This window comes from Paenibacillus plantarum (assembly GCF_013141695.1).
Taxonomy (GTDB): Bacteria; Bacillota; Bacilli; order Paenibacillales; family NBRC-103111; genus Paenibacillus_E; species Paenibacillus_E plantarum.
Genome location: NZ_WHNY01000061.1, coordinates 1 through 26,618, shown reverse-complemented (window position 1 = coordinate 26,618; position 26,618 = coordinate 1). Strand labels below are relative to the sequence as shown.

The following is a 26,618-nucleotide window of genomic DNA, read 5'->3' as shown; positions in this document are numbered from 1 at the left end:
TTAAACCCACTTTACAGTGAATCGTTCTCGTTCTAATGTGGTGTTACTATTCGTTGACCCCAAGCTCGGAGCCCTCAATGTTTAGGTTTAATTTATCGCTCGTCACTTCGTCGTCATCATCAGCTTCGCGCATTTCGATCTCTTCTTCGTCGCCAGATAGGATCTTAACATCCATACCCAAACTTTGAAGCTCTTTGATCAAAACTTTGAAGGATTCCGGAACGCCTGGTTCTGGAACGTTCTCGCCTTTGACAATGGATTCGTACGTTTTCACACGGCCCACAACGTCATCTGACTTAACGGTAAGAATTTCTTGCAATGTATAAGCAGCTCCATACGCCTCGAGTGCCCATACCTCCATCTCCCCGAAACGTTGTCCACCGAACTGCGCTTTACCACCCAGCGGCTGCTGAGTAACAAGGGAGTAAGGTCCTGTGGAACGGGCATGGATTTTATCGTCAACCATGTGTGCCAGTTTGATCATGTACATAACACCAACGGTTACTTCACGTTCGAAGGACTCCCCTGTACGACCATCGTACAGAATCGTTTTACCGCTACGTTGCATACCTGCTTCTTCCATGGCATCGAATACGTCATACTCACGCGCTCCATCAAATACCGGCGTTGCAGCGTGAATACCCAAATACTTGGAAGCCATACCTAAGTGAACTTCAAGTACTTGACCGATGTTCATCCGGGAAGGAACCCCTAGTGGATTCAGAACGACTTCAACCGGCGTACCATCAGGTAGGAAAGGCATATCTTCTTCAGGGAGAATACGTGCTACTACCCCTTTGTTACCATGACGTCCCGCCATTTTGTCGCCTTCGGAAATTTTCCGTTTTTGAGCGATATAGACACGAACGAGTTGGTTTACACCTGGAGGCAGCTCATCGCCATTCTCACGCGTAAATACTTTCACATCAACAACAATACCATCTGTACCATGCGGTACGCGTAGGGACGTGTCACGAACCTCACGAGCCTTCTCACCGAAGATCGCGTGCAGCAATCTTTCTTCCGCCGTCAACTCAGTTACACCTTTCGGTGTTACTTTACCAACGAGGATATCGCCAGCGCCAATTTCAGCACCGACACGGATGATTCCGCGCTCATCAAGATTCTTAAGTGCGTCTTCCCCTACGTTCGGGATGTCGCGAGTAATTTCTTCAGGTCCAAGCTTCGTATCACGAGCTTCAGACTCGTATTCCTCAATATGAATGGAGGTATACACATCTTCTTTAACAAGCTTTTGGCTAAGCAAAATCGCATCCTCATAGTTGTAACCTTCCCAAGTCATGAAAGCTACGACTACGTTACGTCCAAGTGCCAATTCGCCTTGTTCAGTAGATGGTCCATCAGCAAGAATATCGCCGGCTTTAATCAATTGACCTTTTTTAACAATCGGACGTTGATTAATGCAAGTACCTTGGTTAGAACGCATAAATTTGTGAAGCTTATATTTCACGATGTTGCCGCTAACTAGCTTGCCGTCAACCATTTCTTGGCGACGCAACCAAATTTCATTCGCAGCAGCTTTCTCAATAATTCCATCAAATTTGGAGACAATACATACTCCAGAGTCCTTAGCAACCTTGTGCTCCATTCCTGTACCTACAAGCGGAGCTTTAGGGATAAGAAGCGGAACAGCTTGACGCTGCATGTTGGAACCCATTAACGCACGGTTGGAGTCATCGTTTTCAAGGAACGGGATTAACGCTGTTGCGACAGAAACAACCTGTTTCGGAGAAACGTCCATGTAGTCGACACGTTCAACCGGAAGTGTTAAGTTATCATCTTTGTAACGAACGATAATCGCATCTTCGACGAATTTGTTTTCTTCCGTCAATTTCGCATTCGCTTGCGCGATAACGTAGTTATCTTCTTCATCTGCTGTCAGGTAAGCGATTTGATCCGTAACTAAACCACTCTTCGGATCTACCCAACGGTACGGAGCTTCAATGAAGCCATACTCATTAATACGGGCAAATGTAGACAAGGAGTTGATCAAACCAATGTTCGGTCCCTCAGGCGTCTCAATTGGACACATACGGCCATAGTGAGAGTGATGCACGTCACGAACTTCCATCCCTGCGCGCTCTCTCGTCAAACCGCCGGGTCCGAGTGCAGACAGACGTCTTTTATGCGTCAATTCAGCAAGTGGATTCGTTTGGTCCATAAACTGAGAAAGCTGGGAACTACCAAAGAACTCTTTGATCGACGCGATAACAGGACGAATATTGATCAACGCTTGCGGCGTGATCACGTTAGCATCTTGAATCGACATACGTTCACGAACAACACGTTCCATACGGGAAAGACCGATACGGAATTGGTTTTGAAGCAATTCACCTACAGAACGAAGTCTACGGTTACCAAGATGGTCAATATCATCTGTATTTCCAATACCATGAAGTAAGTTAATAAAGTAGTTAATGGAAGAGATGATATCGGCAGGCGTGATGTTTTTGACAGCTTTATCAATAACACCGTTAGAAATAACCTTAACTACCTTGCCTTCTTCTGTTGGTGAGTAAACATTAATGCACTGGACAGGAATTGTATCCGCGCCAGTTACACCTTTAGGAATTGTAAACTCTTTATATCCTGCACCTTTTTCAATAAAAGGTAGGATTTCATCTAACACACGACGATCCAACAACTGACCAGCTTCAGCAATGATTTCTCCTGTTTCGGAATCTACCAAAGTTTCAGCCAAACGTTGATTGAATAAGCGGTTTTTGATGTGTAATTTTTTATTGATTTTGTAGCGACCTACGTTAGCCAAATCGTAACGCTTCGGATCAAAGAAACGAGCAACGATCAAGCTTCTTGCATTATCAAGCGTAGGCGGCTCACCTGGACGAAGACGCTCATAGATTTCGATTAACGCTTTTTCCGTAGAATCCGTGTTATCTTTATCTAGCGTGTTACGAATATATTCGTTATCGCCAAGTAAATCTAGAATCTCAGCATCCGTACCAAATCCTAATGAACGAAGCAATACGGTAACTGGAATTTTACGCGTGCGATCAATACGAACGTAGATAATATCTTTCGCATCTGTCTCAAGTTCCAGCCATGCTCCACGGTTAGGAATCACTGTAGCTGTGTAAGTTTTTTTGCCGTTTTTATCCACTTTCGTGCTATAATAAACACTGGGAGAACGAACGAGCTGGGAGACGATTACACGCTCCGCACCGTTAATAATGAACGTTCCCGTATCAGTCATAATAGGGAAATCCCCCATGAACACTTCTTGTTCCTTGACCTCACCGGTTTCCTTATTAATCAAACGGACTTTGACTCTTAACGGCGCCGCATATGTTACGTCGCGTTCTTTGGATTCATCAACGGAATACTTAGGATCGCCTAAGCTATAGTCAATGAACTCCAGTACTAGGTTCCCTGTAAAATCCTGAATCGGGGAGATATCCTGAAACATCTCACGAAGTCCCTCTTCCAAAAACCACTCATAGGATTTTTGCTGGATTTCAATCAGGTTTGGAATGCCCAGAACCTCATTAATTCGTGCATAAGTCCTGCGTTTACGTCGTCCAAATTGAACAAGATGTCCCGCCAACTTTCATTCACCCCTCAACTCTACTCAATAAATAAAAAGAAAGAAGAAAAACTTCGACCGACGTACACTCAGGACGCCTCCGTTAGTGGAGCCCGTCCGAATTAAGCGACTGTATGGATGAAGGTTTTTTTCTGTATTCAATAACTTTTTCAAGATTTTCTTCCCATCCTGTTAGAATTTCCCAAAATTCAAACATTATACGTTGAGGGTTCAAATTCTATGCATAAAGGCTGAAAAAAAGACTTGACATTTTTACTAACTAAAGACATGTGTCCCATCTTAATACTGACATTTTTTAATAATATCACATTTGAAATGTCAAGTCAAACAAATTCCCACGTATATTCACAAGAGACTTACTTCGTCGCTTTCAGAATGCGGTAGCCTTTGTCTTTCGAAACCTCCACCACTTCACTATACATGGTTTCCAGCTTCTTCACTGCCGATGGCGCCCCTTGCTTCTTCTGGATGACAACCCACAGTGAGCCCCCATCTACCAAGCAATCGTAAGCATCTACAAAAATCTTGTGAACCGTTTCTTTCCCCGCACGAATTGGCGGATTGGTTAGAACAGCGTCAAACTTCTTATCCTTCACCTTCTCCAACAGATCACTCTGTAGAATGGTGACATTGGTAATACCATTTCGCCGCGCATTTTCTACCGAAAGTTCAACTGCTCTTTCATTGATGTCGACCATTGTCACATGTCCCTTCGGACACATCACAGCTGCACTCAGCCCCATCGGTCCGTAGCCACAGCCCACATCGAGAACACTAGCATCTTCCGATAGTACCATTGTTTCTATTAAATGCTTACTTCCATAATCGACACCTTTTTTAGAAAACACACCCGCATCTGTCAAAAACGTATATGTCTTACCACGAAGAATTTCCTGCGTTGTATGGACATCGCTCTTTACGGTCGGCTTTTGTGTGTAGTAATGCTCTGACACGTTTGAATTCCCTCCTTTTCTACCTATAGGAAAATCCAATAACCACGTGCGTTCCTAAGGCTTTCCTAAGGGTAAAAACTTAGGCACAATAAACGGCAACGCCGCTCATATCCTGTGAAACCATAGCGCTTAAATGTTGAAAAAAACCTCTTGAAGTCAAGCTTCAAGAGGTTTCCTAAGAAAAAGAAATTACTTAACTTCTACGGAAGCGCCAGCTTCAGTAAGCTTAGCTTTAACAGCGTCTGCTTCTTCTTGGCTAACTTTTTCTTTAACTGCTTTTGGAGCTCCGTCAACAAGGTCTTTCGCTTCTTTCAGGCCAAGACCTGTGATTTCGCGAACTACTTTGATTACGTTGATTTTGGATGCGCCAGCGCTTGTCAAGATAACGTCAAACTCAGTTTGAGCTTCTTCAACTGCTACTGCTGCGCCGCCGCCTGCTGCTACTGGAGCTGCTGCTGTTACGCCAAACTCTTCTTCGATTGCTTTAACCAGGTCGTTCAATTCCAAGATTGTCATGCCTTTGATTGCTTCTAGGATCGTTGCATTTGTGCTCATGGTTAAACCTCCATTATCATTAATAAATTAGTTTTTTTGTTTGTAAAACAGGTAGTGCATTAAAATTAAGCTTGACCTTCAGCTTCTTTTTTCTCTGCAACTGCTTTAACAGCAAGAGCAAAGTTACGAACTGGAGCTTGAAGAACGCTAAGCAACATGGAGAGAAGACCATCTCTGGATGGAAGTTCTGCAAGTGCTTTGATTTGATCGTATCCAACTACGCGGCCTTCGACCACGCCACCTTTTACGCTCAATTTATCATTCTTTTTCGCAAATTCAGTCAAAATTTTCGCTGGAGCAACTAGATCGTCTTTGCTGAAAGCAATAGCAGTTGGACCTGTTAGGTACTCATCCAATGCGCTTAGTTCAGCATTCGCCGATGCGCGTCTAGCCAACGAGTTCTTGAGAACTACGAATTCAATACCAGCTTCGCGCAAGCTTTTGCGTAGCTGTGTTACTTGAGCTACGTTCAAACCGCGGTAGTCCGCTATGATTGTAGAAGCGCTAGCTTTAAACTTCTCAGTTACTTCAGCTACTGCTTGTTCTTTCTCTGCAAGAATTTTCGCGTTTGCCATAGTACACCTCACTTCTTATGCATTTATCTTTCAAGATCGCAAACAGTAGGAGCATTAGCATTTCTTATCTATGAATAAGAAATGCCTTCGTAGACGCTACGAAGGCATGATGTGTTCACTTTTTCCCTGATGTACAAAGAAATCGTTATATATATCATAACACCTCGGTAGGAAATTAAGCTCTTCAGCACCTACTGTCTACGGTTTGCATATTCATTTTTAGGACCTTTGATAGAGTATCACGCCCAGCAACCGAAGTCAACTGGTAGCTTTTACTTATCTGAAGGATGACAGGTTCACACGTACGCTTGGACCCATTGTCGAGGATACAGCAATGTTCTTAAGGTAAACACCTTTAGCCGCTGCTGGTTTCGCACGAACAAGTGCATCAACCAATGCTTTGAAGTTTTCGTTCAACTTGTCTGCATCGAAAGATACTTTACCAAGTGGAGCATGAATTTGGCCTGCTTTATCAAGACGGTATTCGATTTTACCAGCTTTGATCTCTTGAACAGCTTTGGTAACGTCGAAAGTAACTGTTCCTGCTTTAGGGTTTGGCATTAAACCTTTACCCCCGAGGATACGCCCCAGTTTACCAACTTCGCTCATCATGTCCGGAGTAGCTACGCAAACATCGAATTCGAACCAACCTTGTTGAATTTTGTTGATCATGTCTGCATCACCAACAAAATCTGCACCAGCTGCTTCAGCCTCTTTTGCTTTCTCGCCTTTTGCAAATACGAGAACGCGTTTTGTTTTACCAGTACCGTGTGGAAGTACAACAACACCACGAACAGCCTGATCTTGTTTTCTTGGGTCTACACCCAGACGAACTGCAACATCTACAGTTTCATCGAATTTAGCAGGAGCTGTTTTCTTAACAAGCTCGATTGCTTCTGACGGATCATACAAAGTTTCAGCATTAACAAGCTGAGCTACTTCGCGGTATTTTTTACCGTGTTTAGGCATAATATTTATCCTCCTTAGTGGTATTAGCGGATAATCCTCCCACCGAGCGACCTCCATGTTTTCGTAGAAAACACTTCTGCAGGCTTCGAGCTTGCACAGTCGCATTCCTTGCGGAATTAATCTTCGATAGTGATTCCCATGCTGCGAGCAGTACCTTCAACCATACGCATTGCAGCCTCAACGGATGCAGCATTTAGGTCAGGCATTTTTTGTTCAGCGATTTCGCGAACTTTAGCGCGTTTCACAGTTGCAACTTTCTTCTTGTTCGGTTCACCTGATCCTTTTTCGATACCAGCAACGACGCGAAGAAGAACTGCAGCCGGAGGCGTTTTAGTGATGAATGTAAAGGAACGGTCTTCGAAAACTGTGATTTCAACTGGAATGATTAGACCAACTTGATCAGCAGTACGAGCGTTAAACTCTTTACAGAAAGCCATGATGTTCACACCTGCTTGACCCAATGCTGGACCGATCGGTGGTGCTGGATTTGCTTTCGCAGCTTGAACTTGAAGCTTCACGATTTTAATAACCTTTTTTGCCATGATAGACACCTCCTTGCAGTAATATAGGAGTCTTCGACGAATCAAAGCCTCGCTATTCAGGAAACTAATGCGTTCCCACTAACGTAGGTCTATCCCAAGGAATAGACCTGGTAGAGCCTTTTGGTTGTCATGCTCTTAGAGCTTTTCCACTTGATCGAAATCGAGCTCAAGCGGTGTTTCTCTTCCGAACATGTTGACATGCACCTTCAGTTTACCCTTATCGGCAATAATCTCTTCGACAGAGCCAACAAAGTTTGCAAATGGACCCACCTTGACGCGTACGGTTTCTTTCAGTTCGAAGTCAATTACTTCCTTCGGTTCTTCCATTCCCATATGCTTCAGAATCGATTCAACTTCCTCAGGTAACAATGCAGTTGGTTTAGAGCCGGATCCTGTAGAACCTACAAATCCAGTCACTCCTGGCGTATTACGTACTACGTACCAAGAGTCGTCCGTTTGAATCATTTCCACGAGAACATACCCTGGATAAACTTTACGCATAACGACTTTTTTCTTGCCGTCTTTGTTTACCAGTTCTTCTTCCATAGGCACAAGCACACGGAAGATCTTGTCCGTCATTTCCATAGACTCAACGCGCTTCTCTAAGTTGGCTTTCACTTTGTTCTCATACCCTGAATAGGTATGTACGACGTACCATCTTTTTTCCATGAATAAATTCACCTATAGTCCTGTTTATTTAAAAACAAGGCGCAGCAACTCAGAAATTCCTAGATCCAGCACAAAAAAATAAATAGCAACAAAAGTTACTGTACCTATAACGACAAGCGTATAAGTAGTCATCTCTTTGCGACTTGGCCACTTGACCTTTTTGAGTTCTGACCAACTGTCGGTGAAGAAGGAAAAAGTGGATCCGAAGCTTTGTCTCATTCTAGCCAAGAACGCCACAAACTACACCTCCAAAGAACTACCTAGTCTCGCGATGAGCAGTATGTTCATTGCAAAATTTGCAATATTTCTTCAACTCAATACGGTCGGGATTGTTGCGCTTATTTTTAGTGGATGCATAGTTTCTTTGTTTGCAATTTGTGCACGCTAATGTGATGATGACCCGCATGATGTACACCTCCTACAGACACTTTCTAATTAAAGCCCTTCTAAGCGCATCAAAAAGAAAGCGACTTTTAGGGCTACCTGAAACACTTTATCACAACTGTCCCCCGAGTGTCAAGGTAGAAGTCTCACAAATGCAAGAGTATCACCAGTATAGGCTCTCCCGAGGGGAACTAAACATACTTAGAAAGAAAAACACCCGTACAGCTCATGCGGCACGGGCATTTCTATAAATCTCTAACTTCCAAATACCGCTCAAGCTTGCGCTTAACACGTTGGAGAGCATTGTCAATTGACTTCACATGGCGATCGAGATCCACAGCAATTTCTTGATAGGATCTGCCATCGAGATAGAGCATAAGCACTCTACGCTCTAAGTCACTTAAAATCTCTCCCATTTTATCTTCAAGTCCCGTAAACTCTTCTTGATTAATAACCAATTCCTCGGGATCTGTTACCCGGGAGCCGCTAATAACATCGAGCAGTGTACGATCAGAATCTTCATCATAGATGGGCTTATCCAGTGACACGTAGGAATTAAGAGGTATATGCTTTTGACGAGTTGCTGTCTTAATTGCCGTGATGATCTGCCGCGTGATACACAGTTCAGCAAAGGCTTTGAATGAAGCAAGCTTGTCTCCTCGGAAGTCGCGGATAGATTTATATAAACCTATCATACCTTCCTGCACAATATCTTCTCGGTCTGCACCTATCAAAAAATAAGAGCGTGCTTTGGCACGAACAAAATTCTTATACTTGTTGATAAGATATTCCAAAGCTTCGCTACTGCCTTCACGGACTGCTTCGACAATGTCTTCATCTGGCTTGAGGTCATAATCATACATTCTCAGTTCTTTGAGGTCGACACTCACCAACAATCCCTCCGGCCTGCAAGACTACCCAGATTTCACTATAAAAGTTAGGTTAAGTATACATGATGAAATCTCACACCGTCAACGGGGAACCCCACCATTTCTAGCATTTGGAGGATTTACTCCCCTCTTCGCCATCGTTCTAACTTCGCTTTCATCTCGTCACTCAGCTTGCCTCCGAACGGATTTCGTTTGGTAGTCGTCTCGGGTACAATGCGTTCACGAACCTCTTTGCGATTCTGTTTAATTTTCACTAGCAATTCTTTCGCGGGCATTCGGAGCGCTCCCTTGCCGAATATGACATGCTGCTCAATCATATCCGACGTCGCCACGAATATTTCCTTACGTCTTCCCATCAGATTCGTAACCAATCGCTCGATTCGCTCGTCTGCGGTTTCCTTCTCTTTGGTATAGAGCACAGCCAGTTTATTCTGCACATATTTCTTGCCCAGTCCAGGTACCATGTAGGCATCAAAAACGAGATAGACCTTCATACCTGAAAAGGATTGAAATTCCGCAAGCATATGGATCAGTCCGTCACGTGCACCTTCCAGATCGGTATCCTTTAATTTACTTAACTCAGGCCAGGCGCCGATAATGTTGTAACCATCTACAATTAGGATCTGTTCCATCCCATTTAGCTCTTATTGCGCTGTCTTACCACTTCATACATCAATACACCCGCGGCAACGGAGGCATTCAATGAATTGACATGTCCGGCCATTGGCAGCTTGACTAAGAAGTCGCATCTTTCTTTAATAAGTCGCCCCACACCTTTACCCTCATTTCCAATAACTAGGGCAATCGGAATCGTAAAGTTGGCTTTATAGACATCTTGAGCAGCCGTAACATCCGTACCTGCAACCCATACACCTTGCTCCTTTAGTTGCTCAATCGTTTGCGAAATATTCGTAACACGTGCAACCGGTACATATTCAACTGCGCCCGCAGATGTTTTGGAAACTGTTGCCGTCAATCCAACGGAACGGCGCTTCGGTATAATCACCCCATGAACCCCCGTACAATCTGCTGTACGTAGAATGGATCCTAGATTATGCGGATCTTCAATTTCATCTAGTATCAAAATGAACGGTTCTTGCCCGAGCGCTTTCGCCTTGGCCAAAATATCTTCAACTTCCACGTAGGCATACGCTGCAACTTGTGCAACGACACCTTGATGTTGGAGGCCCTCTGCCATTTGATCCAGCTTACGCTTGTCCGTAAATTGGACAATAATGCCTAGATTTTTGGCTTCTGCCACAATCGGTCCAGCGAATTGCTTCTGAGCACCTTCGGCAATCCATATTTTATTAATTGTCCGTCCAGCACGAAGAGCCTCCAATACGGAGTGCTTCCCGCCGATAATGTCTTCATCCATCCTAATTCCTCCTAAAAGTACGTGCGAATGCTTCTCTATTTCTGCGTTTGATTAAACGTGATTGCGAAATCTAATATCTCTTTCAATCGCTCAAAGGATTGTTTGTAGTATAAATATCCGATTAAGCACTCAAACGCGGTGCTGTGCCGGTATTCCAGCACATCCGCGTTTTTGGCTGTCGTTCCTGACTTGGCATTCCGTCCCCGCTTCACGATGTCTACTTCTTCTTCTGTTAGTGTGGGCATCAAGGCTGTCAATAATTTGGACTGCGCTTTGGCAGACACAAAGCCTGTTGAAGCCTTATGCAAATGATTAGGGCGATGATTCGCCCCTGAGATGACATATTGTCGGATATAGACTTCATACACCGCATCCCCAATATACGCCAGCACTAGCGGATTTAATAAATGCGGACTTTTCGATGGCGGGAAGGAAAACAAGTTAGCAGCATCCAGATTTATTTCATTCATTTGCGGCGCCAGCGTATGCCTTGCGGTGTGTCCTCAAGGAATATCCCTTTCTCCGTCAGCAAATCACGAATTTCATCCGCGCGTGCCCAATTCTTAGATTTCCGTGATTCCGTACGTTCAACGATTAACTGCTCGATCTCTTCATCCAGCAATTCATCTGATTGTTGTGAAAGAATGCCCAGCGTTGCATCGAATGCTTCTAGCTGTTCCATAAATAGTTTCACTGCGCCCGCATGTACCCGCTCCTGTTGCAAGTACAAGTTCGCTTCTGCAACGAGATCGAATACCGCGGTAATCGCATCTGGCGTATTGAAATCATCATTCATTTTATCCACAAATTGTTTCGAAATGGCCTGCAGTTTATCTGTAATTCCCGCTTCAACTTCGCCAGTAGCAGATGCTGTAGCAAGACGATGCTTCATATTATCGTAAGCATTCTGAATCCGTTCCAACGCATTCGCCGCTTGTTTCAAACTCTCATCACTGAAATTAAGTGGGTTCCGATAATGGGCGGATAACATGAAGAAACGGAACACTTCTGGTTTAATTTGCTTAACTAGATCTCGAATTAAAATACCATTTCCGAGTGATTTCGACATTTTTTCATTATCGATATTTAGAAAAGCATTGTGCAACCAATAATTGGCCATTGGATGACCAGTTACCGCTTCGGTCTGAGCAATCTCACATTCATGGTGAGGGAACGTTAAATCTTGCCCGCCTCCATGAATATCAATCGTTTCACCCAAATATTTGCGCACCATCGCGGAGCACTCAATATGCCAGCCTGGGCGACCTTGACCCCAAGGGCTATCCCAATAAATCTCACCAGGCTTCGCCGCTTTCCATAGGACAAAGTCCTGAGGATTCTCTTTACGCTCATCCACCTCAACACGAATACCGTGCTGAAGTTCTTCCAGATTTTGCTTAGAGAGCTTACCGTATTCCGTGAACTTAGAAGTCCGATAATACACATCACCACGAGCTTCGTATGCGAAATCCTTCTCCACAAGCGCAGCGATAAAGTCGATAATTTCTTGAATATTCTCGGTTACCCGTGGATTCAATGTCGCCTCATGAACACCCAGTGTGGAAATATCCTCCAAAAAAGCTGCAATAAAGGTTTCAGCAAGTTCAGGGACGGAGACCGCCATCTCCTCGGCTTTACGAATCATTTTATCATCCACATCAGTAAAGTTCGTAATGTAGTTTACTTCATACTGCTGCGATTCCAAATAACGGCGAACCACGTCGAAAAATATGACAGGACGTCCGTTGCCAATATGAATATAGTTATATACCGTTGGACCACATACGTACATCTTCACTTTGCCTGGTTCAATCGGAACAAACTCTTCCTTCTTGCGCGTTAAGGTATTATATACTTTGAGTGTCATGTTCTCCTCAATTCTCCATTCTGCTTCCGTTCTTCTTCCAGTTGGAATTTCAACTCATTAATTTGATTCTGTAATTCTTGGAAAATATCGACGATCGGATCGGGCAAATTGCCATGATCTAATCTATTCACACGGACACCGTCTCGCTTCACAAGTTTGGCAGGTATTGTGACGACCGTGCTATTGGATGGAACCTCCTGAATCACGACTGCATTAGAGCCAATACGCGAGTTCTCACCTACGAGGAAGGACCCGAGAATTTTGGCACCAGAACCAATAACTACATTATTGCCAATTGTTGGGTGTCTCTTACCTTTCTCTTTCCCCGTTCCGCCTAAAGTTACACCTTGGTACAAGATCACATCATCTCCGATCTCGCAGGTTTCCCCGATGACAACACCCATCCCGTGGTCAATAAACAACCTTCTGCCAATTGTTGCTCCTGGATGGATTTCGATGCCTGTCATGAATCGGCTTATTTGAGAAACGATACGAGCCAGGGTAAACATCCTTCTTGTATAAAACCAATGTCCAATCCGATGCGACCATATCGCATGAAGTCCCGAATACGTAAAAACAACCTCAAACCAACTGCGCGCTGCGGGGTCATTATCGAATACGGCGGATATATCAGATTTGATCGTTGACCACATATGCTCACCTTCTTGCCTAGAATGATGTTGGAAAATAAAAAAAAGCCCCTGCAGCCCTAAGGCTGCAGAGGCGTGGTTATCGCGGTTCCACTCTGCTTGGTGACTCGGAAGTCTCCCAACTCAAACCCGTAACGTGGGTGTTTCGGCTGCGCCTACCCTACTCGGTGAGTATTCGGCGCGGCTGCTCCCAGGTGCATTTCTGATTACAAGGATTGGATAACTCACAGCCAAAGCCTCACGGCCTTGATTATCCTCTCTGACAAATCCTCACTTAACCATACTCTCCTGATCATCGCATTTCGTATTTCATTGAGTTAAGTATATCGAAAAGAACCTCGCTTTACAATAAGCTCTGGAGACGTGAAACGACTTTTTCTTTCCCAAGTAGGAAAAGGGACACATTCAGATCCGGTCCATGGACTTGACCTGTCAACGCGGAGCGAACAGACATGAACAATTGCTTCCCTTTGAAGCCTGTTTCCTTCTGTACCGCTTTAAGCAGCGCCGGCATTGCTTCAACCGTGAAAGCTTCCGCTTGCTCGACTTGAGCTAAGAAACTAGTCAGTACAACAGGGACATGTTCTTCTTTCAACACAGCAGCCGCTTCATCATCGATGACCAGCTCCTCTTTGAAGAAGATCGCTGACAATTCCACGATTTCAGCCGCGTAGCGCATTCTTTCCTGATTGAGACTAACGAGTGCCTCCACCCATGCCCCGGTAGAAGCATCCAAATCACCTTGTTCAAGGTAACCGGCCTTGCGCAAATGCGGTACGCACAGGTCAACGATGCGGGATAGCGGAGCTTTTTTCAGATACGCATTGTTCATCCAATTCAATTTATCCATATCAAACACAGCAGGGCTCTTGGATACACGATCCAGATCAAACTGCGCGATCAACTCTTCCTTCGTGAACATCTCTTCTTCTCCGCCAGGTGACCAACCTAGCAAGGCGATAAAGTTCAGCACCGCTTCTGGCAAGTAACCAAGCTCTTTGTATTGCTCGATAAACTGGATGATCGACTCATCTCGCTTGCTCATCTTCTTGCGATCCGTATTCAAAATCAAAGATAAATGCGCGAACTCGGGAATTGGCATATCCAGCGCTTCGTACATCAGAACTTGTCTTGGCGTATTGGATAGATGTTCTTCCCCACGAATAACCAAGTTGATTTTCATCAAATGATCATCCACAATGACGGCAAAGTTGTAGGTCGGGATCCCATCAGGACGCGCAATAATGAAATCGCCAATCCCATTGGAATCGAATTCCACATGCTCGCGAACCTTGTCTTCGATAGCAATGATACGATCCGCTGGTACACGGAAACGCGTTGAAGGCACACGGCCTTCCGCTTGATACGCAGCGATTTGCTCAGGCGTCAAGTTACGGCATTTACCGGAATAGCCGCCCATTTCCCCGCTTGCCTCTTGCTCTGCGCGCTCTTGTTCTAGATCGGCTTCCGAGCAATAGCAGCCATAAGCGTGACCGCTTTGTAACAGCTTATCTAGGTATGTCTTGTAGATATCAAGTCTCTCCATTTGACGGTAAGGACCATAAGGGCCTCCGATATCCACACTTTCATCCCATTCTAAGCCAAGCCATCTCAGACCATTCAACTGGTCTTCGATACCAGACTCCTTATGACGCGTTTGATCCGTATCTTCAAAGCGCACAACAAATGCGCCGCCGTCCTTACGAGCTAATAGATAATCAAACAGTGCCGTACGGGCACCGCCAATATGTAAATGTCCAGTTGGACTAGGTGCATAACGCACGCGTAAAGGCTGACTCATCGTTGTATCCCCTTTTCATCTTCCATGCATGAATACCTGCTATTTTATCACATCACGAATTAAACAAACAACCGATTGTGCCGCGATTCCCTCGCCACGGCCCGTAAATCCAAGTTGTTCTGTCGTTGTCGCTTTCACGTTCACTTGATCTGTCTCTGCTTCTAGTGCGGCAGCAATGATTTCAACCATTTGCGGGATATACGGCAGCATTTTCGGTTTCTGAGCAATAATCGTGGAATCTGCATTCCCTAATTTGTAGCCCTTCTCTTTCGCCAATTGCCATACCCGCTTCAACAAGACTAAGCTATCCGCATCTTTGAACTCGGCAGCTGTATCCGGGAAATGCTTCCCGATATCGCCAAGACCAAGTGCGCCTAGGATCGCGTCACTAATCGCGTGCAATAGTACGTCCGCATCGGAGTGTCCCAGCAACCCTTTTTCATAAGGAATCGTTACCCCTCCAATAATGCACTTACGTCCTTCTACCAATTGATGAACATCGAATCCATTTCCTATTCTAATCATACCTAAGCCTCTCCCCTCACGTTATGTAAAATCCATTCTGCCCAAGGTAAATCTTCGGGGGTCGTTATTTTGATATTATAATAGTCCCCTTCTACTACGTATACGGCTGCACCTAAACGCTCCACTAAACTCGCGTCATCCGTCCCCATGAACTGATCCTGCTGTGCCTTCTCATGCGCCTCCTGTAGGAGAGAAAGACGAAAAGCCTGCGGCGTTTGGATGGCCCACAAGCTTCGTCTATCCGGTGTCGATTGAATGCGCTTATCTGCTGCATCCACAACTTTAATTGTATCTTTGACGGGAACGGCTAAGACCGCTGCTCCTATTTCTTGTGCCTTTGCCAGACACTCGAACATATGTTCTTTTCTTACGAAAGGGCGAACACCGTCATGCACAAGCACCCATTGCGTGCCCTCTTGCAAGGCCTGGAGACCCTGTCTAACGGAATCTTGCCGCTCTGCGCCACCCGCCAGCACACATGTTACCTTCGTAAGTGCATAGTTCGTGACATAGCCGTTACAGCGACTCACATCATCAGCACCCACAACGAGAATAATTTCATCCACTTCATGTATGTTTTGAAATAATTGCAAGGTATGTACCAGAATTGGCTTCTGTCCCAGTTGCAGGTATTGTTTGCTTTCTGCTGTACCCATGCGCGAACCTTTGCCCGCTGCTACGATGATAACTCCTAGCTTCCCCATAAGTCCTCCAACTTGGCGCTTCCAAACGAAAGCTTTCTTCGTAATCATAGGCCCAAGTCAACTTGAAAGAGCTATGTTACATCTCCTTATCATACTGGTTTTACTGTGCTTTTTCCAATAGTTTTGGTTTCGCAAAAATCATTCGACCCGCCGAAGTCTGAAGCACACTCGTTACCATCACTTCCAGCGTCATCCCGATGAAATCACGTCCGCCTTCAACAACGATCATCGTACCATCATCGAGGTAAGCTACACCTTGTCCATGTTCCTTGCCGTCTTTAATGACTTGAACAATAATTTCTTCTCCCGGTAGGACAACTGGCTTCACCGCATTCGCAAGATCGTTGATATTGAGCACCGATACACCTTGAAGTTCACATACCTTATTAAGGTTAAAATCGTTCGTAATTACTTTCCCTTGAAGCACTTTGGCTAAGCGCACCAGCTTGCTGTCCACTTCAGCGATTTCTTCGAAATCCCCTTCATAAATGAGGACCTTCACTTCAAGTTCTTTTTGGATTTTGTTCAAAATGTCCAGTCCGCGACGCCCACGGTTTCGCTTCAGTAAATCTGATGAGTCTGCAATATGCTGCAGCTCTTCCAATACGAACTCCGGAATCACCAGGGTTCCCTCGATAAATCCGGTCTTGCAAATATCTGCGATCCGGCCATCGATGATGACGCTCGTATCCAAAATCTTATGTTCCTCGTACGGGCGATGCGTCTGCTTCTCAGGACCGCCAGATCGGCTCTTCGCAATGACCTGCACAAGTTCTTCCCGCTTGCTGTAACCGATACGGAAGCCCATAACGCCTAATACAGCCGATACAAGGAAAGGTAAGAATGGCCCTGCCCATTTGGCCTGCTCCAGCACGGGAAATAACATGACTGAAACCAATAGCCCAATCACGAGTCCTAGCGTACCAGATAGTAAATCCGACACGGGAATATCCGTGACATTGCGTTCACCTTTCATCAGCAAGTTCATGCCGACGTTAGCTACCCACGCTGAAATCAAAAACATCCCTACTGCACATAAACTATTAATCCAAAATACTTGTCCTGCTTGACTTGTCACATCCGTCGTTTGTAGGAACGAATCGCTCCACCTATAACCTAAACTGCCACCCATGATGGCTAAAATGATTTGTACCCATTTCTTCATCACAGATTCACCTCCTGCATCAACTTTTTTTGAGCCTTATTACAATTATGTTCCAATTTATGCAACGTTAATCACTTCTTTAGTCGGAAAATTGAAATATTAGAGGGCATCCATTATAATGAAATGGAAGTTACCAACCTACCAGAGGTGGATGGAATGAGCTCCTTGACATTAAAGCAGTTTCAAGATCAAGTGTCTGAATTGTTACTCCGTCACCGCAGTCTGCTTGATGTCTTATCCAAATTTCAACAGTCAGGCGCAGCTGCCAACCGTTCCGTGGTGAAATCCATTACTGAATGTGGATGTATCCAGGTTCATGCAGCTAAGCAAGAGTATCATCCAGAGATGACCTTGGATGAGGCTAAGGATGTTCTAGGCACCCATGTATCTGGTCACTTATGTGAGCAATGCATTGAGGTCGTTAGTAGCGAACTAGGCAGGAATCTCTTCTACATGTCTGCGCTAAGTAACATTCTTGATATTAATTTGGAGCAAGTCGTTGAGAATGAATCAAAGAAATGTACAACACTGGGCCTATTCAACATGTCATGATGATGAAAACAAAAAAAGCATTTATTTTCTTCCTGAAGATCAGGAGAAAATAAATGCTTTTTATTTTCGAACAATGTGCTTACACGTCAGATTTCACTGAATTCGTGTCATCTACGCCACGTCTTTTGTTCTTTCTGCGAAGATTACGGAGACGAATGAAGTATCCATCAACGTTTTTTTTTAGGCCGTAAAGCGCGTACATCAAAAGCGGTACGAAAATCATTTTGGAAATGGACTCAGGCCATTTGATTGCAATCAAAATCGCTGCTGCAACGATAATTGGCGTAATCCAAATCGCTGCTTTAGGAATACCCGCCTTTTTGAAGTTCGGATATTTCACTGTGCTGACCATTAAGTATGACAATAGAACTGTACTTACGAGAAGTACATACACGTTAATATCGTTCACGAAAAGAGCTAACGTACAAAGAACACCGCCTGCTGCTGGAATCGGTAAACCGATGAAATAGCCAGGCGTACCGGCAACAACATTGAATCTAGCTAACCGCAACGCTCCACAGATTGGGAAGATCGCTGTGACAATCCAAGCAAAAGCTGGGCTAATGACGGTAGGATCGTTAAATGCAACTACATACATGATGAAAGCAGGAGCGACACCGAATGAGATCACATCGGATAAGGAGTCTAATTCTTTACCGAACTCACTTTGAGCGTTCAACGCTCTCGCAACACGTCCATCGAGTCCATCCAATAGCATAGCGACAATGACAAGAACGGCAGCGATGCCATGTTCTCCACTGAAGGCTAGGATAATCGATAGTACGCCTAGGAATAAGTTCCCTACTGTAAAGAGACTGGGAATTGATTTTGTTAACATATGTTTTTGTCCACCTCTGGATTTACTATACCCTAAACTTGACTACATGAAACCTTAACAATGATACTTTATGATTGTATCCACTTTAAATATGTCTGTCAATGAACACTTGTTCCTGAATTCTTTTGAGACCTTCCTTAATGGCGCGGGCTCTCACTTCTCCGATTCCGTCAACTTCATCCAATTCCTCGATCGTCGCCATCATCATGTGTGGCAAGTAGCCAAACTTCTCGACTAGATTACCAATAATAATGGATGGTAACCGCGGAATTTTGCCTAAAATGCGGAAGCCACGTGGAGAAACTGGCTCTTCAGCAATCGAATTGGTATGAGAATACCCTAGCAAGCGAATAATCTGCTGGGGCTCTAGCAGCTCATCAGATGACAGACGTTTCAAACCAGCCTGCATCTCCTTGACTCTTTCTTCAGATAATTCTCTTACATAATCTTTTACGAGCAAACGTGCCTCAAGTTCCGCATTCCCCACAAGTTCTTCTAATTGCATGCTAATTAAGCGTCCCTCATTGCCAAGTTCGTTAATATAACGATTAATTTCCGCTTTGATGCGTAACACCATCTCAAATCTGGCAATGACATTGGTAATATCATGCAAGGTAACTAGTTCCTCAAACTCCGATGCACTCAGATTCGTCAGGGACTGATCCAAAACAACCTTATATCGCTCCAATGTTTGAATCGCTTGATTCGCTTTGGTCAGGATGACTCCGATATCCTTAAGTGCATATCTTAAATTACCTTGATATAGCGTAATGACATTCCGCCGCTGTGAAATGGAAACAACTAATTTATTCGTTTGCTTCGCCACGCGCTCCGCTGTTCGGTGTCTAATCCCCGTCTCAGATGAGGAAATAGAAGAATCCGGAATCAATTGGGTGTTCGCATAAAGGATGCGCTTGATGTCCTCGCTGAGGATAATCGCACCATCCATTTTGGCAAGCTCATACAAATAGTTAGGTGAGAAGTCGCAATTGATTGAGAATCCACCATCCACGATTTCTGTTACCTCGGAACTGAAGCCTACAACGATCAGTCCGCCTGTTTTGGCGCGTAAGACATTCTCCAAACCATCACGAAATGGTGTACCAGGTGCTACCAGTTGGAGCAATTGGCTCATCACATCGCGTTTCATCTCTTCTTTACTCATCATTTTCCTCCTGAAGGCTTATAGCTTGCAGAACTCACGCTAACCCAGCGCCGCTTTCAATGCCTCAGCCACCGTGTTTACCCCAATAATCTCCATGCCTTTCGGATGTGTCCACCCCTTCAAACTTTTCTCTGGCATAATCACTCTGCGGAAACCAAGCTTCTCTGCTTCCTTCACACGCTGATCAATCCGAGATACGCCGCGGACTTCTCCTGTTAAACCGATTTCACCGAACACAACATCAAATGGCTGTGTCGGTTGATCTCGGAAACTGGATGCGATACTAATGGCGATCGCCAGATCCACAGCTGGTTCATCCAGCTTGATCCCACCTGCCACGTTGAGATAAGCATCTTGATTTTGCAAGAACATGCCCATGCGTTTCTCTAATACTGCGATGATTAAGGAAAGACGATTGTGATCAACACCTGTCGCCATCCTTCTCGGAGAAGGGAAATTCGTCGAGGAGACGAGTGCTTGAATCTCGACCAAGACAGGACGCGTTCCCTCCATACTAGCAACAACGGCAGAACCAGCCACACCAAGTGGCCTTTCCGATAGAAACAACTCCGATGGGTTGTTGACTTCTACGAGACCAACCTCTTGCATTTCGAAGATACCAATTTCATTTGTTGAGCCAAAACGATTCTTAACCGCTCTTAACACACGATAGGAATGGTGCCGCTCCCCTTCAAAGTAGAGAACACAATCAACCATATGCTCTAGCATTCTTGGCCCCGCTATTGCACCTTCCTTCGTCACATGCCCGACAAGGACCGTTGCAATTCCCTTACCCTTAGCTATTCTCATAAAATGGCCTGTGCATTCTCGAACTTGCGATACGGTTCCAGGCGCCGAAGTAATCGCCGGGTGAAATACCGTTTGGATCGAGTCAATGACGAGAAAGTCAGGATTCGTTTCTTGTATAGCTTCCTCGATCAGTTCAAGGTTCGTCTCACATAATACGTATAGCAGCGGAGATGACGCATTTAAGCGATCAGCACGAAGCTTGGTCTGCTTAATAGATTCTTCTCCTGATATATAAAGGACTTTTTGCTGGGCTTGTGTGAGTTCGAAGGACGTTTGCAGAAGCAAGGTTGATTTCCCGATACCAGGATCTCCACCGACGAGGATAAGTGACCCAGGGACTATACCTCCACCCAGGACCCTGTTTAATTCTTTGTTGCTTGTGACAACTCTCGGTTCAGAGCTGCTTTCTATATGTATGATGGGGATCGCTTTTTCTTTCGTTTTGGGGATCGAAGATGTCATACCCTGCGTACGAACGACTGTTTCAATTTCTTCCACCATCGTATTCCATGACTGACAACCTGGACATTTACCCATCCATTTCGGTGAATCATAGCCGCATTCTTGACAGCTAAATTTGGTTTTTTGTTTACTCATAGAAGAAATTGCTCCTTAACATGGGGATATCCTTTTTGGTTATCCTTACCAATAAAGTTTAACATTTTTATGTTTCTCATGAAAGTGCTGAAACAAAATAAACGACTACACCGTCCAGTTAGGGCGGGAGCGTTTCAATACGGCCGACTTAAATAAAAAGCATCTCACCCCACCCTCATCGGATGAAGTGAAATGCTTCTTCACTTTCTCTTATTTCGTTAATGAGACGCCTTCGCCCTTCAGGACAACCAGTTCGCCTTCATTCTCATCAATCGTGAGTGAATCACCTTTGGAAATATTACCTCTCAGTAATTCTTCCGATAAGCGATCTTCGATATGCTTCTGAATCGCTCTGCGTAATGGACGCGCACCGTAGGTTGGATCAAATCCTTCCTTGGCCAGGAACATCTTCGCTTTATCCGTTAACAAGAAATCAACCTCTTGCTCTTTCAGACGCTTGCGCAGATCATCAGCCATTAAGCTAACGATTTGTGCAATGTGTGCTTCATCCAAAGAGTGGAATACGATGATTTCATCGATTCGGTTAAGGAATTCAGGACGGAAGCTTTTCTTCAACTCGCCCATAACTTTGTCTTTCATATTCGTATAGTCTCTTCCAGCATCAAGTGCAGCTGTGAAGCCAAGCGAGGAGTTCTTCTTAATCATGTCCGCGCCGACGTTGGAAGTCATAATGATTAGCGTATTACGGAAATCAACGGTACGACCTTTGGAATCCGTTAAACGGCCATCCTCTAGCACTTGCAACAAGATGTTGAACACTTCCGGATGTGCTTTCTCGATTTCATCGAGCAGGACAACGGAGTATGGCTTGCGACGAACTTTCTCAGTTAACTGACCGCCTTCTTCATAACCCACATACCCTGGAGGCGCTCCTACCAAACGGGAAGTTGAATGCTTCTCCATGTACTCGGACATATCGATACGAACAACAGCGTTGTCATCTCCGAAGAGGGATTCTGCTAGTGCACGTGCAAGTTCGGTTTTACCAACACCCGTTGGTCCTAAGAAAATGAAAGAGCCCATCGGACGCTTCGGATCTTTTAGACCAGCTCTTGCGCGGCGGATCGCACGACTCACAGCTTTAACTGCTTCTTCTTGTCCAATGACGCGCTCATGAAGGATATCTTCCATTTTGAGCAAACGCTCGGTTTCTTCCTCAGCCAGCTTGCTGACCGGAATTCCCGTCCAGCTCGCTACAATTTGTGCAATATCATCTGGAGTTACTTCTGTATCCAGACGACCTTGTTTCTCTTTCCATTCGTTCTTCGTCGAGTCTAGCTCTTCGCGAAGCTTTTGCTCCGTATCACGAAGACCTGCTGCTTTCTCGAACTCTTGGCTTTGAACAGCAGCATCTTTCTCTTTACGGATGTTTTCCAACTTACTTTCAAGCTGCTTCAAGGAAGGTGGCGTCGTGTAAGAACGCAATCTTACTTTGGAACTCGCTTCATCGATCAAATCGATCGCTTTATCCGGTAAGAAACGGTCTGTGATGTAACGATCCGATAGCTTTACAGCCTCTTGAATCGCAGCATCTGTAATTTTCACACGATGATGCGCTTCATAGCGATCACGCAAGCCATACAGAATTTGAACAGCTTCTTCAGGTGATGGTTGATCTACTGTAATTGGCTGGAAACGACGCTCAAGTGCAGCATCTTTCTCAATGTATTTGCGGTACTCATCTAGCGTTGTAGCACCAATACATTGAAGCTCTCCCCTAGCAAGTGCCGGCTTCAGGATGTTAGAAGCATCAATTGCGCCTTCCGCTCCGCCCGCGCCAATCAAGGTGTGAAGCTCATCAATGAACAAGACGATATTGCCAGCTTGACGAATTTCATCCATGATTTTTTTGAGTCGATCTTCGAATTCACCGCGATACTTCGTTCCTGCAACAACAGAACCCATATCCAGCGTCATAACGCGTTTATCTTTCAACGTTTCCGGAATTTCATTGTTAATGATTTTCTGTGCAAGGCCTTCAGCAATCGCTGTTTTACCAACCCCTGGTTCGCCGATGAGTACAGGATTGTTTTTGGTTCTGCGACTCAATACTTGAATCACACGCTCAATCTCTTTGCTACGGCCGATAACAGGGTCCAAATGACCTTCTTTGGCGTACGCAGTCAGATCTCTTGCCAAACCATCCAATGTAGGCGTGTTCACATTCGGATTGGTACCATGACTAGGCGACACGGTTTCGCTGCTGCCTAGCAGCTGAAGAACTTGCTGACGTGCCTTGTTCAAGGAAACGCCAAGATTATTAAGAACTCTTGCAGCTACGCCCTCACCCTCACGGATAAGTCCGAGCAGAATATGTTCAGTCCCCACATACGTGTGACCTAATTTTCTCGCTTCATCCATCGAAAGTTCGATTACTTTCTTAGCTCTAGGTGTATACGCGATGTTGGTCGGCTGTTCTTGCCCTCTGCCAATTAGAGATTCGACTTCGTCTTGAATTTTCTCAAGACCTAGGCCGAGCGCAACGAGTGCTTTAGCAGCAATGCCTTCACCTTCACGAATAAGTCCTAGTAAAATGTGCTCTGTTCCAATATTGTTATGTCCTAATCGAACAGCCTCCTCTTGAGCAAGAGAAAGCACCTTCTGCGCACGTTCCGTAAATCTGCCAAACATCATAGCGAACACCTCCAAAAGTAGTATATCTATGGAATTCCTAAAGGATGAATCTTAACGTACTTCTTACTACTTATTTATACCCTGCCAAATTTCTCGCGAATCAGTTCCGCCCGCCTCATATCTCGCTCTTCCGGATTCAGCTTCTCCCCCGCATATTGCTGAAGAAAACCAGGTTGCGTCATGACCAAGAGTTCATTAAGAACATGGGACGATACATTGTTGATGATACCTAGATCGATACCTAGGCGTACATCTGACAGTCGCTGTGCCGCTTCCTTAGAGTCCATAATCCCCGCATAGGATAGAATGCCAAGGGAACGATTCACACGATCAATGATGCGCATTCTAGACTCTTGTAATAGCTTATGTCTCGCGGCGCGTTCATGCTCTATAATTTGCCTGGCCACACTATATAAATTATCAATGATCTCTTCTTCCGATTGACCTAACGTAATTTGATTAGAGATTTGGAATAGATTACCTAAAGCTTCGCTACCTTCCCCATATAATCCTCTAACCGTCAACCCAACTTGTGTAACTGCGGATAAAATACGATTAATTTGCTGACTAAGCACTAGCGCAGGAAGGTGCATCATAACCGAAGCGCGAATCCCTGTGCCGACATTGGTCGGGCAGCTCGTTAGGTAGCCTCTTTTTTCATCGTATCCATAATCCATCTGTGTTTCAAAAATATCATCAATCTGGTTGGCCAGATCCCAAACCTCTTTAATCTGGAAACCCGGACATAAACATTGTATGCGAAGATGATCCTCTTCATTGATCATGATACTGATCGATTCATTATCGCTTAAAATAACGGCCCCATTCCTGGATTCGTTAGCTAAATTAGGACTAATTAAATGTTTCTCCACTAGCACCATTCGCTCGAGCTCATTTAGTTCCGCGAGTGGAATGAGCGAGAAGTTGCTTATCGTCTCCAACTCTTCATTCTCAAGAACACCAGATAATTGTTCCAGCACTTCCTGTGATTGTTGATTCGTCGCGAGCATGGGATATGGATAATCTCTCAGGTTACGAGCAATGCGGATTCGACTGCTTATGACAATATCCGACTCTGGCCCTTCACCCTTCATCCATTCACTCAAAGCATCTCCTGTAAACCGCTGTAATGTCACTGGATTCACACTCCCTTACAAACTTACATACCCGCAATCTTCTTCTCAATCTCACGAATCTGGTCACGTATCTGGGCAGCCTGCTCGAACTCTTCGCTCTCGATACAGGTCATCATATCTTTCTTCAAAAGATCGATTTCACGCTTGCTTTGAATGATACCACCACTGCGCTTGGGAACTTTCCCTACATGCACGATATTCCCATGAACTCGCTTGAAAAGAGGATCAAGTTTGACCGAAAAGCTTTGATAACAGGACCCACAACCAAACCGACCTAATTTACTGAATTGCGAGTACGTAAGACCGCAGCTATCACAGCGGATGGCCTGAGACTTCGCCGCGGACAATGGTTCAAAATCAAGTAAACCTGAAAGTAAATTGTGAATCGAAAAGCCGTTCGATGTTCCTGGAATCATCTCGCCCTTCTCGCGGGCACAATTCTCACAAATGTGGAACTCGTTCTTGTCTCCATTCACAATCTTCGTGAAGTGAAGAGTCGCCGGTCGTTTCCCGCATTCCTGACAAACCATTCCATCTGCCTCCTTATCTGCTAAGCAAGGATATCAGCATTGCTTTAAGAATCTTAGCCCGAATTTCATCGCGCAGCGGGAGTTTAAAGGTCAATACATCTCTGGAAATCGCTGCCCGAATCAGGTTAGCTTCTCTGGTGGAAATATAATGCCCCTCTTGCAATTGATAAATGAGCCCCTCTGAGGTGACTTGATCAATGTGGGTATGAATCGTACGGAAAATGTGATCTAGAATAGATCCATGGCTCTTGAGTTCGATCTTCTGAATCCGAATATAACCGCCGCCGCCGCGTTTGCTCTCCACCACATAGCCTTTTTCCAAGGTGAACCTTGTACTAATGACATAATTGATTTGAGATGGCACGCATTGAAACTGGTCCGCCAAATCGTTCCGTTGAATCTCGATAGCGCCCTCCGTACTCTGTTGCAGGACATGCTTTAAATACTGTTCAATAATTTCTGATACATTGCGCATCAATTCGGCCTCCCAGATTTCTAGAAGTAAATTGACTTTGACTTTCTTTGACCTTGACTAAATTATAATCATTTCCTTTCTTTTTGACAAGTACTGCTCTAAAAAGTCTCTCCCTACAAATCCGATAGCCATATGTGAACCTTACTATTGTTGACCTTACCTAGGGATTTATTCGAGAGTATTTTAATAAAAGCCGTTGATACGACGCGATTTACAAAAAAAGGAGGGCAATGCGATTGCGCATCTCCGCCACGATCTAACTACGCTCCACTCCTCTATTCAACTCAATACACAATCTGCTTTCTCCACTGTACGAATCGAGTCAAACTAAATGATCATAACTCGAGTCACACATCATGAGATTGGACAACTAAATGGATTTTGTACAGTTAATTTCGCTGCTTTTGTCACTTCCATCGAAATAAATGGATTTTATGAAGTTAATTCCGTTGAACTAGCTGAAAATGGAGAATTCCTATGACATTAGATGGAGGTTTTCCATTTAAATCAATTTTTCCATACAAATCATTAAAATTAGCTGTAGGAAATCCAGTTAATGGTTATTCAGGAGGATAGCCTTAGTTCAGGTGACACTAGGCTGAATGCAAAAAAGCCTTACCCGGATTTCTCCAAGTAAGGCTCTCTTA

Annotated in this window: 27 protein-coding genes and 1 other annotated feature; of the genes, 1 reads left to right on the top strand and 26 read right to left on the bottom strand. The window is 44.7% G+C overall.

Annotated features, from left to right (window positions below; genetic code table 11):
* Window positions 1–46 precede the first annotated feature (46 nt).
* The 19 genes from rpoB to GC096_RS20155 all read right to left on the bottom strand — a co-directional run bounded on the left by rpoB (window position 47) and on the right by GC096_RS20155 (window position 17,216).
* Window positions 47–3,586 carry a DNA-directed RNA polymerase subunit beta gene (rpoB, locus tag GC096_RS20245; RefSeq protein WP_171632719.1) on the bottom strand — a complete coding sequence of 1,180 codons (3,540 nt, stop codon included), beginning with the start codon at window positions 3,584–3,586 and terminating at the stop codon, window positions 47–49.
* 356 nt (window positions 3,587–3,942) lie between these two features.
* Window positions 3,943–4,539, bottom strand: a complete 597-nt coding sequence (locus tag GC096_RS20240; protein ID WP_171632718.1) for a class I SAM-dependent methyltransferase — start codon at window positions 4,537–4,539, stop codon at window positions 3,943–3,945.
* Window positions 4,540–4,728: 189 nt separating this feature from the next.
* Window positions 4,729–5,094 (bottom strand): 50S ribosomal protein L7/L12, encoded by a 366-nt coding sequence (gene rplL, locus GC096_RS20235; protein WP_057313458.1) that lies wholly within the window; start codon window positions 5,092–5,094, stop codon window positions 4,729–4,731.
* A 65-nt stretch (window positions 5,095–5,159) separates the two neighbouring features.
* On the bottom strand, window positions 5,160–5,669 hold the full coding sequence (gene rplJ / locus GC096_RS20230; protein WP_068661872.1) for a 50S ribosomal protein L10: 510 nt from the start codon (window positions 5,667–5,669) through the stop codon (window positions 5,160–5,162).
* A 68-nt stretch (window positions 5,670–5,737) separates the two neighbouring features.
* Window positions 5,738–5,891 (bottom strand) — a sequence feature (ribosomal protein L10 leader region).
* 54 nt (window positions 5,892–5,945) lie between these two features.
* Window positions 5,946–6,638, bottom strand: a complete 693-nt coding sequence (gene rplA, locus GC096_RS20225; RefSeq protein ID WP_028557507.1) for a 50S ribosomal protein L1 — start codon at window positions 6,636–6,638, stop codon at window positions 5,946–5,948.
* Window positions 6,639–6,754: 116 nt separating this feature from the next.
* Window positions 6,755–7,180, bottom strand: a complete 426-nt coding sequence (rplK, locus tag GC096_RS20220) for a 50S ribosomal protein L11 (protein WP_029196472.1) — start codon at window positions 7,178–7,180, stop codon at window positions 6,755–6,757.
* Window positions 7,181–7,315: 135 nt separating this feature from the next.
* Window positions 7,316–7,849 (bottom strand): transcription termination/antitermination protein NusG, encoded by a 534-nt coding sequence (nusG, locus tag GC096_RS20215; protein ID WP_028557509.1) that lies wholly within the window; start codon window positions 7,847–7,849, stop codon window positions 7,316–7,318.
* Window positions 7,850–7,873: 24 nt separating this feature from the next.
* On the bottom strand, window positions 7,874–8,086 hold the full coding sequence (gene secE, locus GC096_RS20210; RefSeq protein WP_047683213.1) for a preprotein translocase subunit SecE: 213 nt from the start codon (window positions 8,084–8,086) through the stop codon (window positions 7,874–7,876).
* Between the two features lie 19 nt (window positions 8,087–8,105).
* The gene (gene rpmG, locus GC096_RS20205; RefSeq protein WP_079418041.1) at window positions 8,106–8,255 is read right to left on the bottom strand and encodes a 50S ribosomal protein L33; all 150 of its coding nucleotides are present in this window, start codon (window positions 8,253–8,255) and stop codon (window positions 8,106–8,108) included.
* Window positions 8,256–8,478: 223 nt separating this feature from the next.
* Window positions 8,479–9,123: an RNA polymerase sporulation sigma factor SigH gene (sigH, locus tag GC096_RS20200; RefSeq protein WP_028557511.1), complete on the bottom strand. Its 645-nt coding sequence runs from the start codon at window positions 9,121–9,123 to the stop codon at window positions 8,479–8,481.
* A gap of 119 nt (window positions 9,124–9,242) precedes the next feature.
* Window positions 9,243–9,755 (bottom strand): NYN domain-containing protein, encoded by a 513-nt coding sequence (locus GC096_RS20195; RefSeq protein ID WP_171632716.1) that lies wholly within the window; start codon window positions 9,753–9,755, stop codon window positions 9,243–9,245.
* A gap of 5 nt (window positions 9,756–9,760) precedes the next feature.
* On the bottom strand, window positions 9,761–10,501 hold the full coding sequence (gene rlmB / locus GC096_RS20190) for a 23S rRNA (guanosine(2251)-2'-O)-methyltransferase RlmB (RefSeq protein WP_056618335.1): 741 nt from the start codon (window positions 10,499–10,501) through the stop codon (window positions 9,761–9,763).
* Between the two features lie 35 nt (window positions 10,502–10,536).
* On the bottom strand, window positions 10,537–10,971 hold the full coding sequence (locus GC096_RS20185) for a Mini-ribonuclease 3 (protein ID WP_171632714.1): 435 nt from the start codon (window positions 10,969–10,971) through the stop codon (window positions 10,537–10,539).
* The gene (cysS, locus tag GC096_RS20180) at window positions 10,968–12,368 is read right to left on the bottom strand and encodes a cysteine--tRNA ligase (RefSeq protein WP_171632713.1); all 1,401 of its coding nucleotides are present in this window, start codon (window positions 12,366–12,368) and stop codon (window positions 10,968–10,970) included. The genes GC096_RS20185 and cysS overlap by 4 nt, the downstream gene beginning before the upstream one ends.
* Window positions 12,365–13,021 (bottom strand): serine O-acetyltransferase, encoded by a 657-nt coding sequence (gene cysE / locus GC096_RS20175; protein WP_056618342.1) that lies wholly within the window; start codon window positions 13,019–13,021, stop codon window positions 12,365–12,367. The genes cysS and cysE overlap by 4 nt, the downstream gene beginning before the upstream one ends.
* A 340-nt stretch (window positions 13,022–13,361) precedes the next feature.
* The gene (gene gltX, locus GC096_RS20170; protein WP_171632711.1) at window positions 13,362–14,819 is read right to left on the bottom strand and encodes a glutamate--tRNA ligase; all 1,458 of its coding nucleotides are present in this window, start codon (window positions 14,817–14,819) and stop codon (window positions 13,362–13,364) included.
* A gap of 39 nt (window positions 14,820–14,858) precedes the next feature.
* Window positions 14,859–15,344 carry a 2-C-methyl-D-erythritol 2,4-cyclodiphosphate synthase gene (gene ispF, locus GC096_RS20165; RefSeq protein WP_171632709.1) on the bottom strand — a complete coding sequence of 162 codons (486 nt, stop codon included), beginning with the start codon at window positions 15,342–15,344 and terminating at the stop codon, window positions 14,859–14,861.
* A gap of 2 nt (window positions 15,345–15,346) precedes the next feature.
* Window positions 15,347–16,048 carry a 2-C-methyl-D-erythritol 4-phosphate cytidylyltransferase gene (gene ispD, locus GC096_RS20160; protein WP_171632708.1) on the bottom strand — a complete coding sequence of 234 codons (702 nt, stop codon included), beginning with the start codon at window positions 16,046–16,048 and terminating at the stop codon, window positions 15,347–15,349.
* 100 nt (window positions 16,049–16,148) lie between these two features.
* Entirely contained in the window at window positions 16,149–17,216 is a 1,068-nt protein-coding gene (locus GC096_RS20155; RefSeq protein WP_376769512.1) for a PIN/TRAM domain-containing protein, read from the bottom strand.
* A gap of 153 nt (window positions 17,217–17,369) precedes the next feature.
* Between GC096_RS20155 and GC096_RS20150 the strand changes: the two genes are divergently transcribed.
* Window positions 17,370–17,765: a hypothetical protein gene (locus GC096_RS20150; protein WP_056618352.1), complete on the top strand. Its 396-nt coding sequence runs from the start codon at window positions 17,370–17,372 to the stop codon at window positions 17,763–17,765.
* 79 nt (window positions 17,766–17,844) lie between these two features.
* Here GC096_RS20150 and pssA read toward each other — a convergent pair whose 3' ends face one another.
* The 7 genes from pssA to GC096_RS20115 form a co-directional block, all read right to left on the bottom strand.
* Window positions 17,845–18,603: a CDP-diacylglycerol--serine O-phosphatidyltransferase gene (gene pssA / locus GC096_RS20145; RefSeq protein ID WP_056618353.1), complete on the bottom strand. Its 759-nt coding sequence runs from the start codon at window positions 18,601–18,603 to the stop codon at window positions 17,845–17,847.
* Window positions 18,604–18,688: 85 nt separating this feature from the next.
* Complete coding sequence (gene disA / locus GC096_RS20140) at window positions 18,689–19,768, bottom strand: DNA integrity scanning diadenylate cyclase DisA (RefSeq protein ID WP_082595602.1); 1,080 nt, start codon at window positions 19,766–19,768, stop codon at window positions 18,689–18,691.
* A gap of 39 nt (window positions 19,769–19,807) precedes the next feature.
* Window positions 19,808–21,175, bottom strand: a complete 1,368-nt coding sequence (gene radA, locus GC096_RS20135; RefSeq protein ID WP_056618365.1) for a DNA repair protein RadA — start codon at window positions 21,173–21,175, stop codon at window positions 19,808–19,810.
* Between the two features lie 210 nt (window positions 21,176–21,385).
* Window positions 21,386–23,830 (bottom strand): ATP-dependent protease ATP-binding subunit ClpC, encoded by a 2,445-nt coding sequence (clpC, locus tag GC096_RS20130; RefSeq protein ID WP_171632704.1) that lies wholly within the window; start codon window positions 23,828–23,830, stop codon window positions 21,386–21,388.
* A 74-nt stretch (window positions 23,831–23,904) separates the two neighbouring features.
* Entirely contained in the window at window positions 23,905–24,966 is a 1,062-nt protein-coding gene (gene mcsB / locus GC096_RS20125) for a protein-arginine kinase McsB (protein ID WP_171632703.1), read from the bottom strand.
* Between the two features lie 23 nt (window positions 24,967–24,989).
* Window positions 24,990–25,496, bottom strand: a complete 507-nt coding sequence (mcsA, locus tag GC096_RS20120; protein ID WP_171632701.1) for a protein-arginine kinase activator protein McsA — start codon at window positions 25,494–25,496, stop codon at window positions 24,990–24,992.
* A 13-nt stretch (window positions 25,497–25,509) separates the two neighbouring features.
* A complete protein-coding gene (locus GC096_RS20115; protein ID WP_056618373.1) occupies window positions 25,510–25,971 on the bottom strand; it encodes a CtsR family transcriptional regulator in 462 nt (153 codons plus the stop codon).
* Window positions 25,972–26,618: the final 647 nt, after the last annotated feature.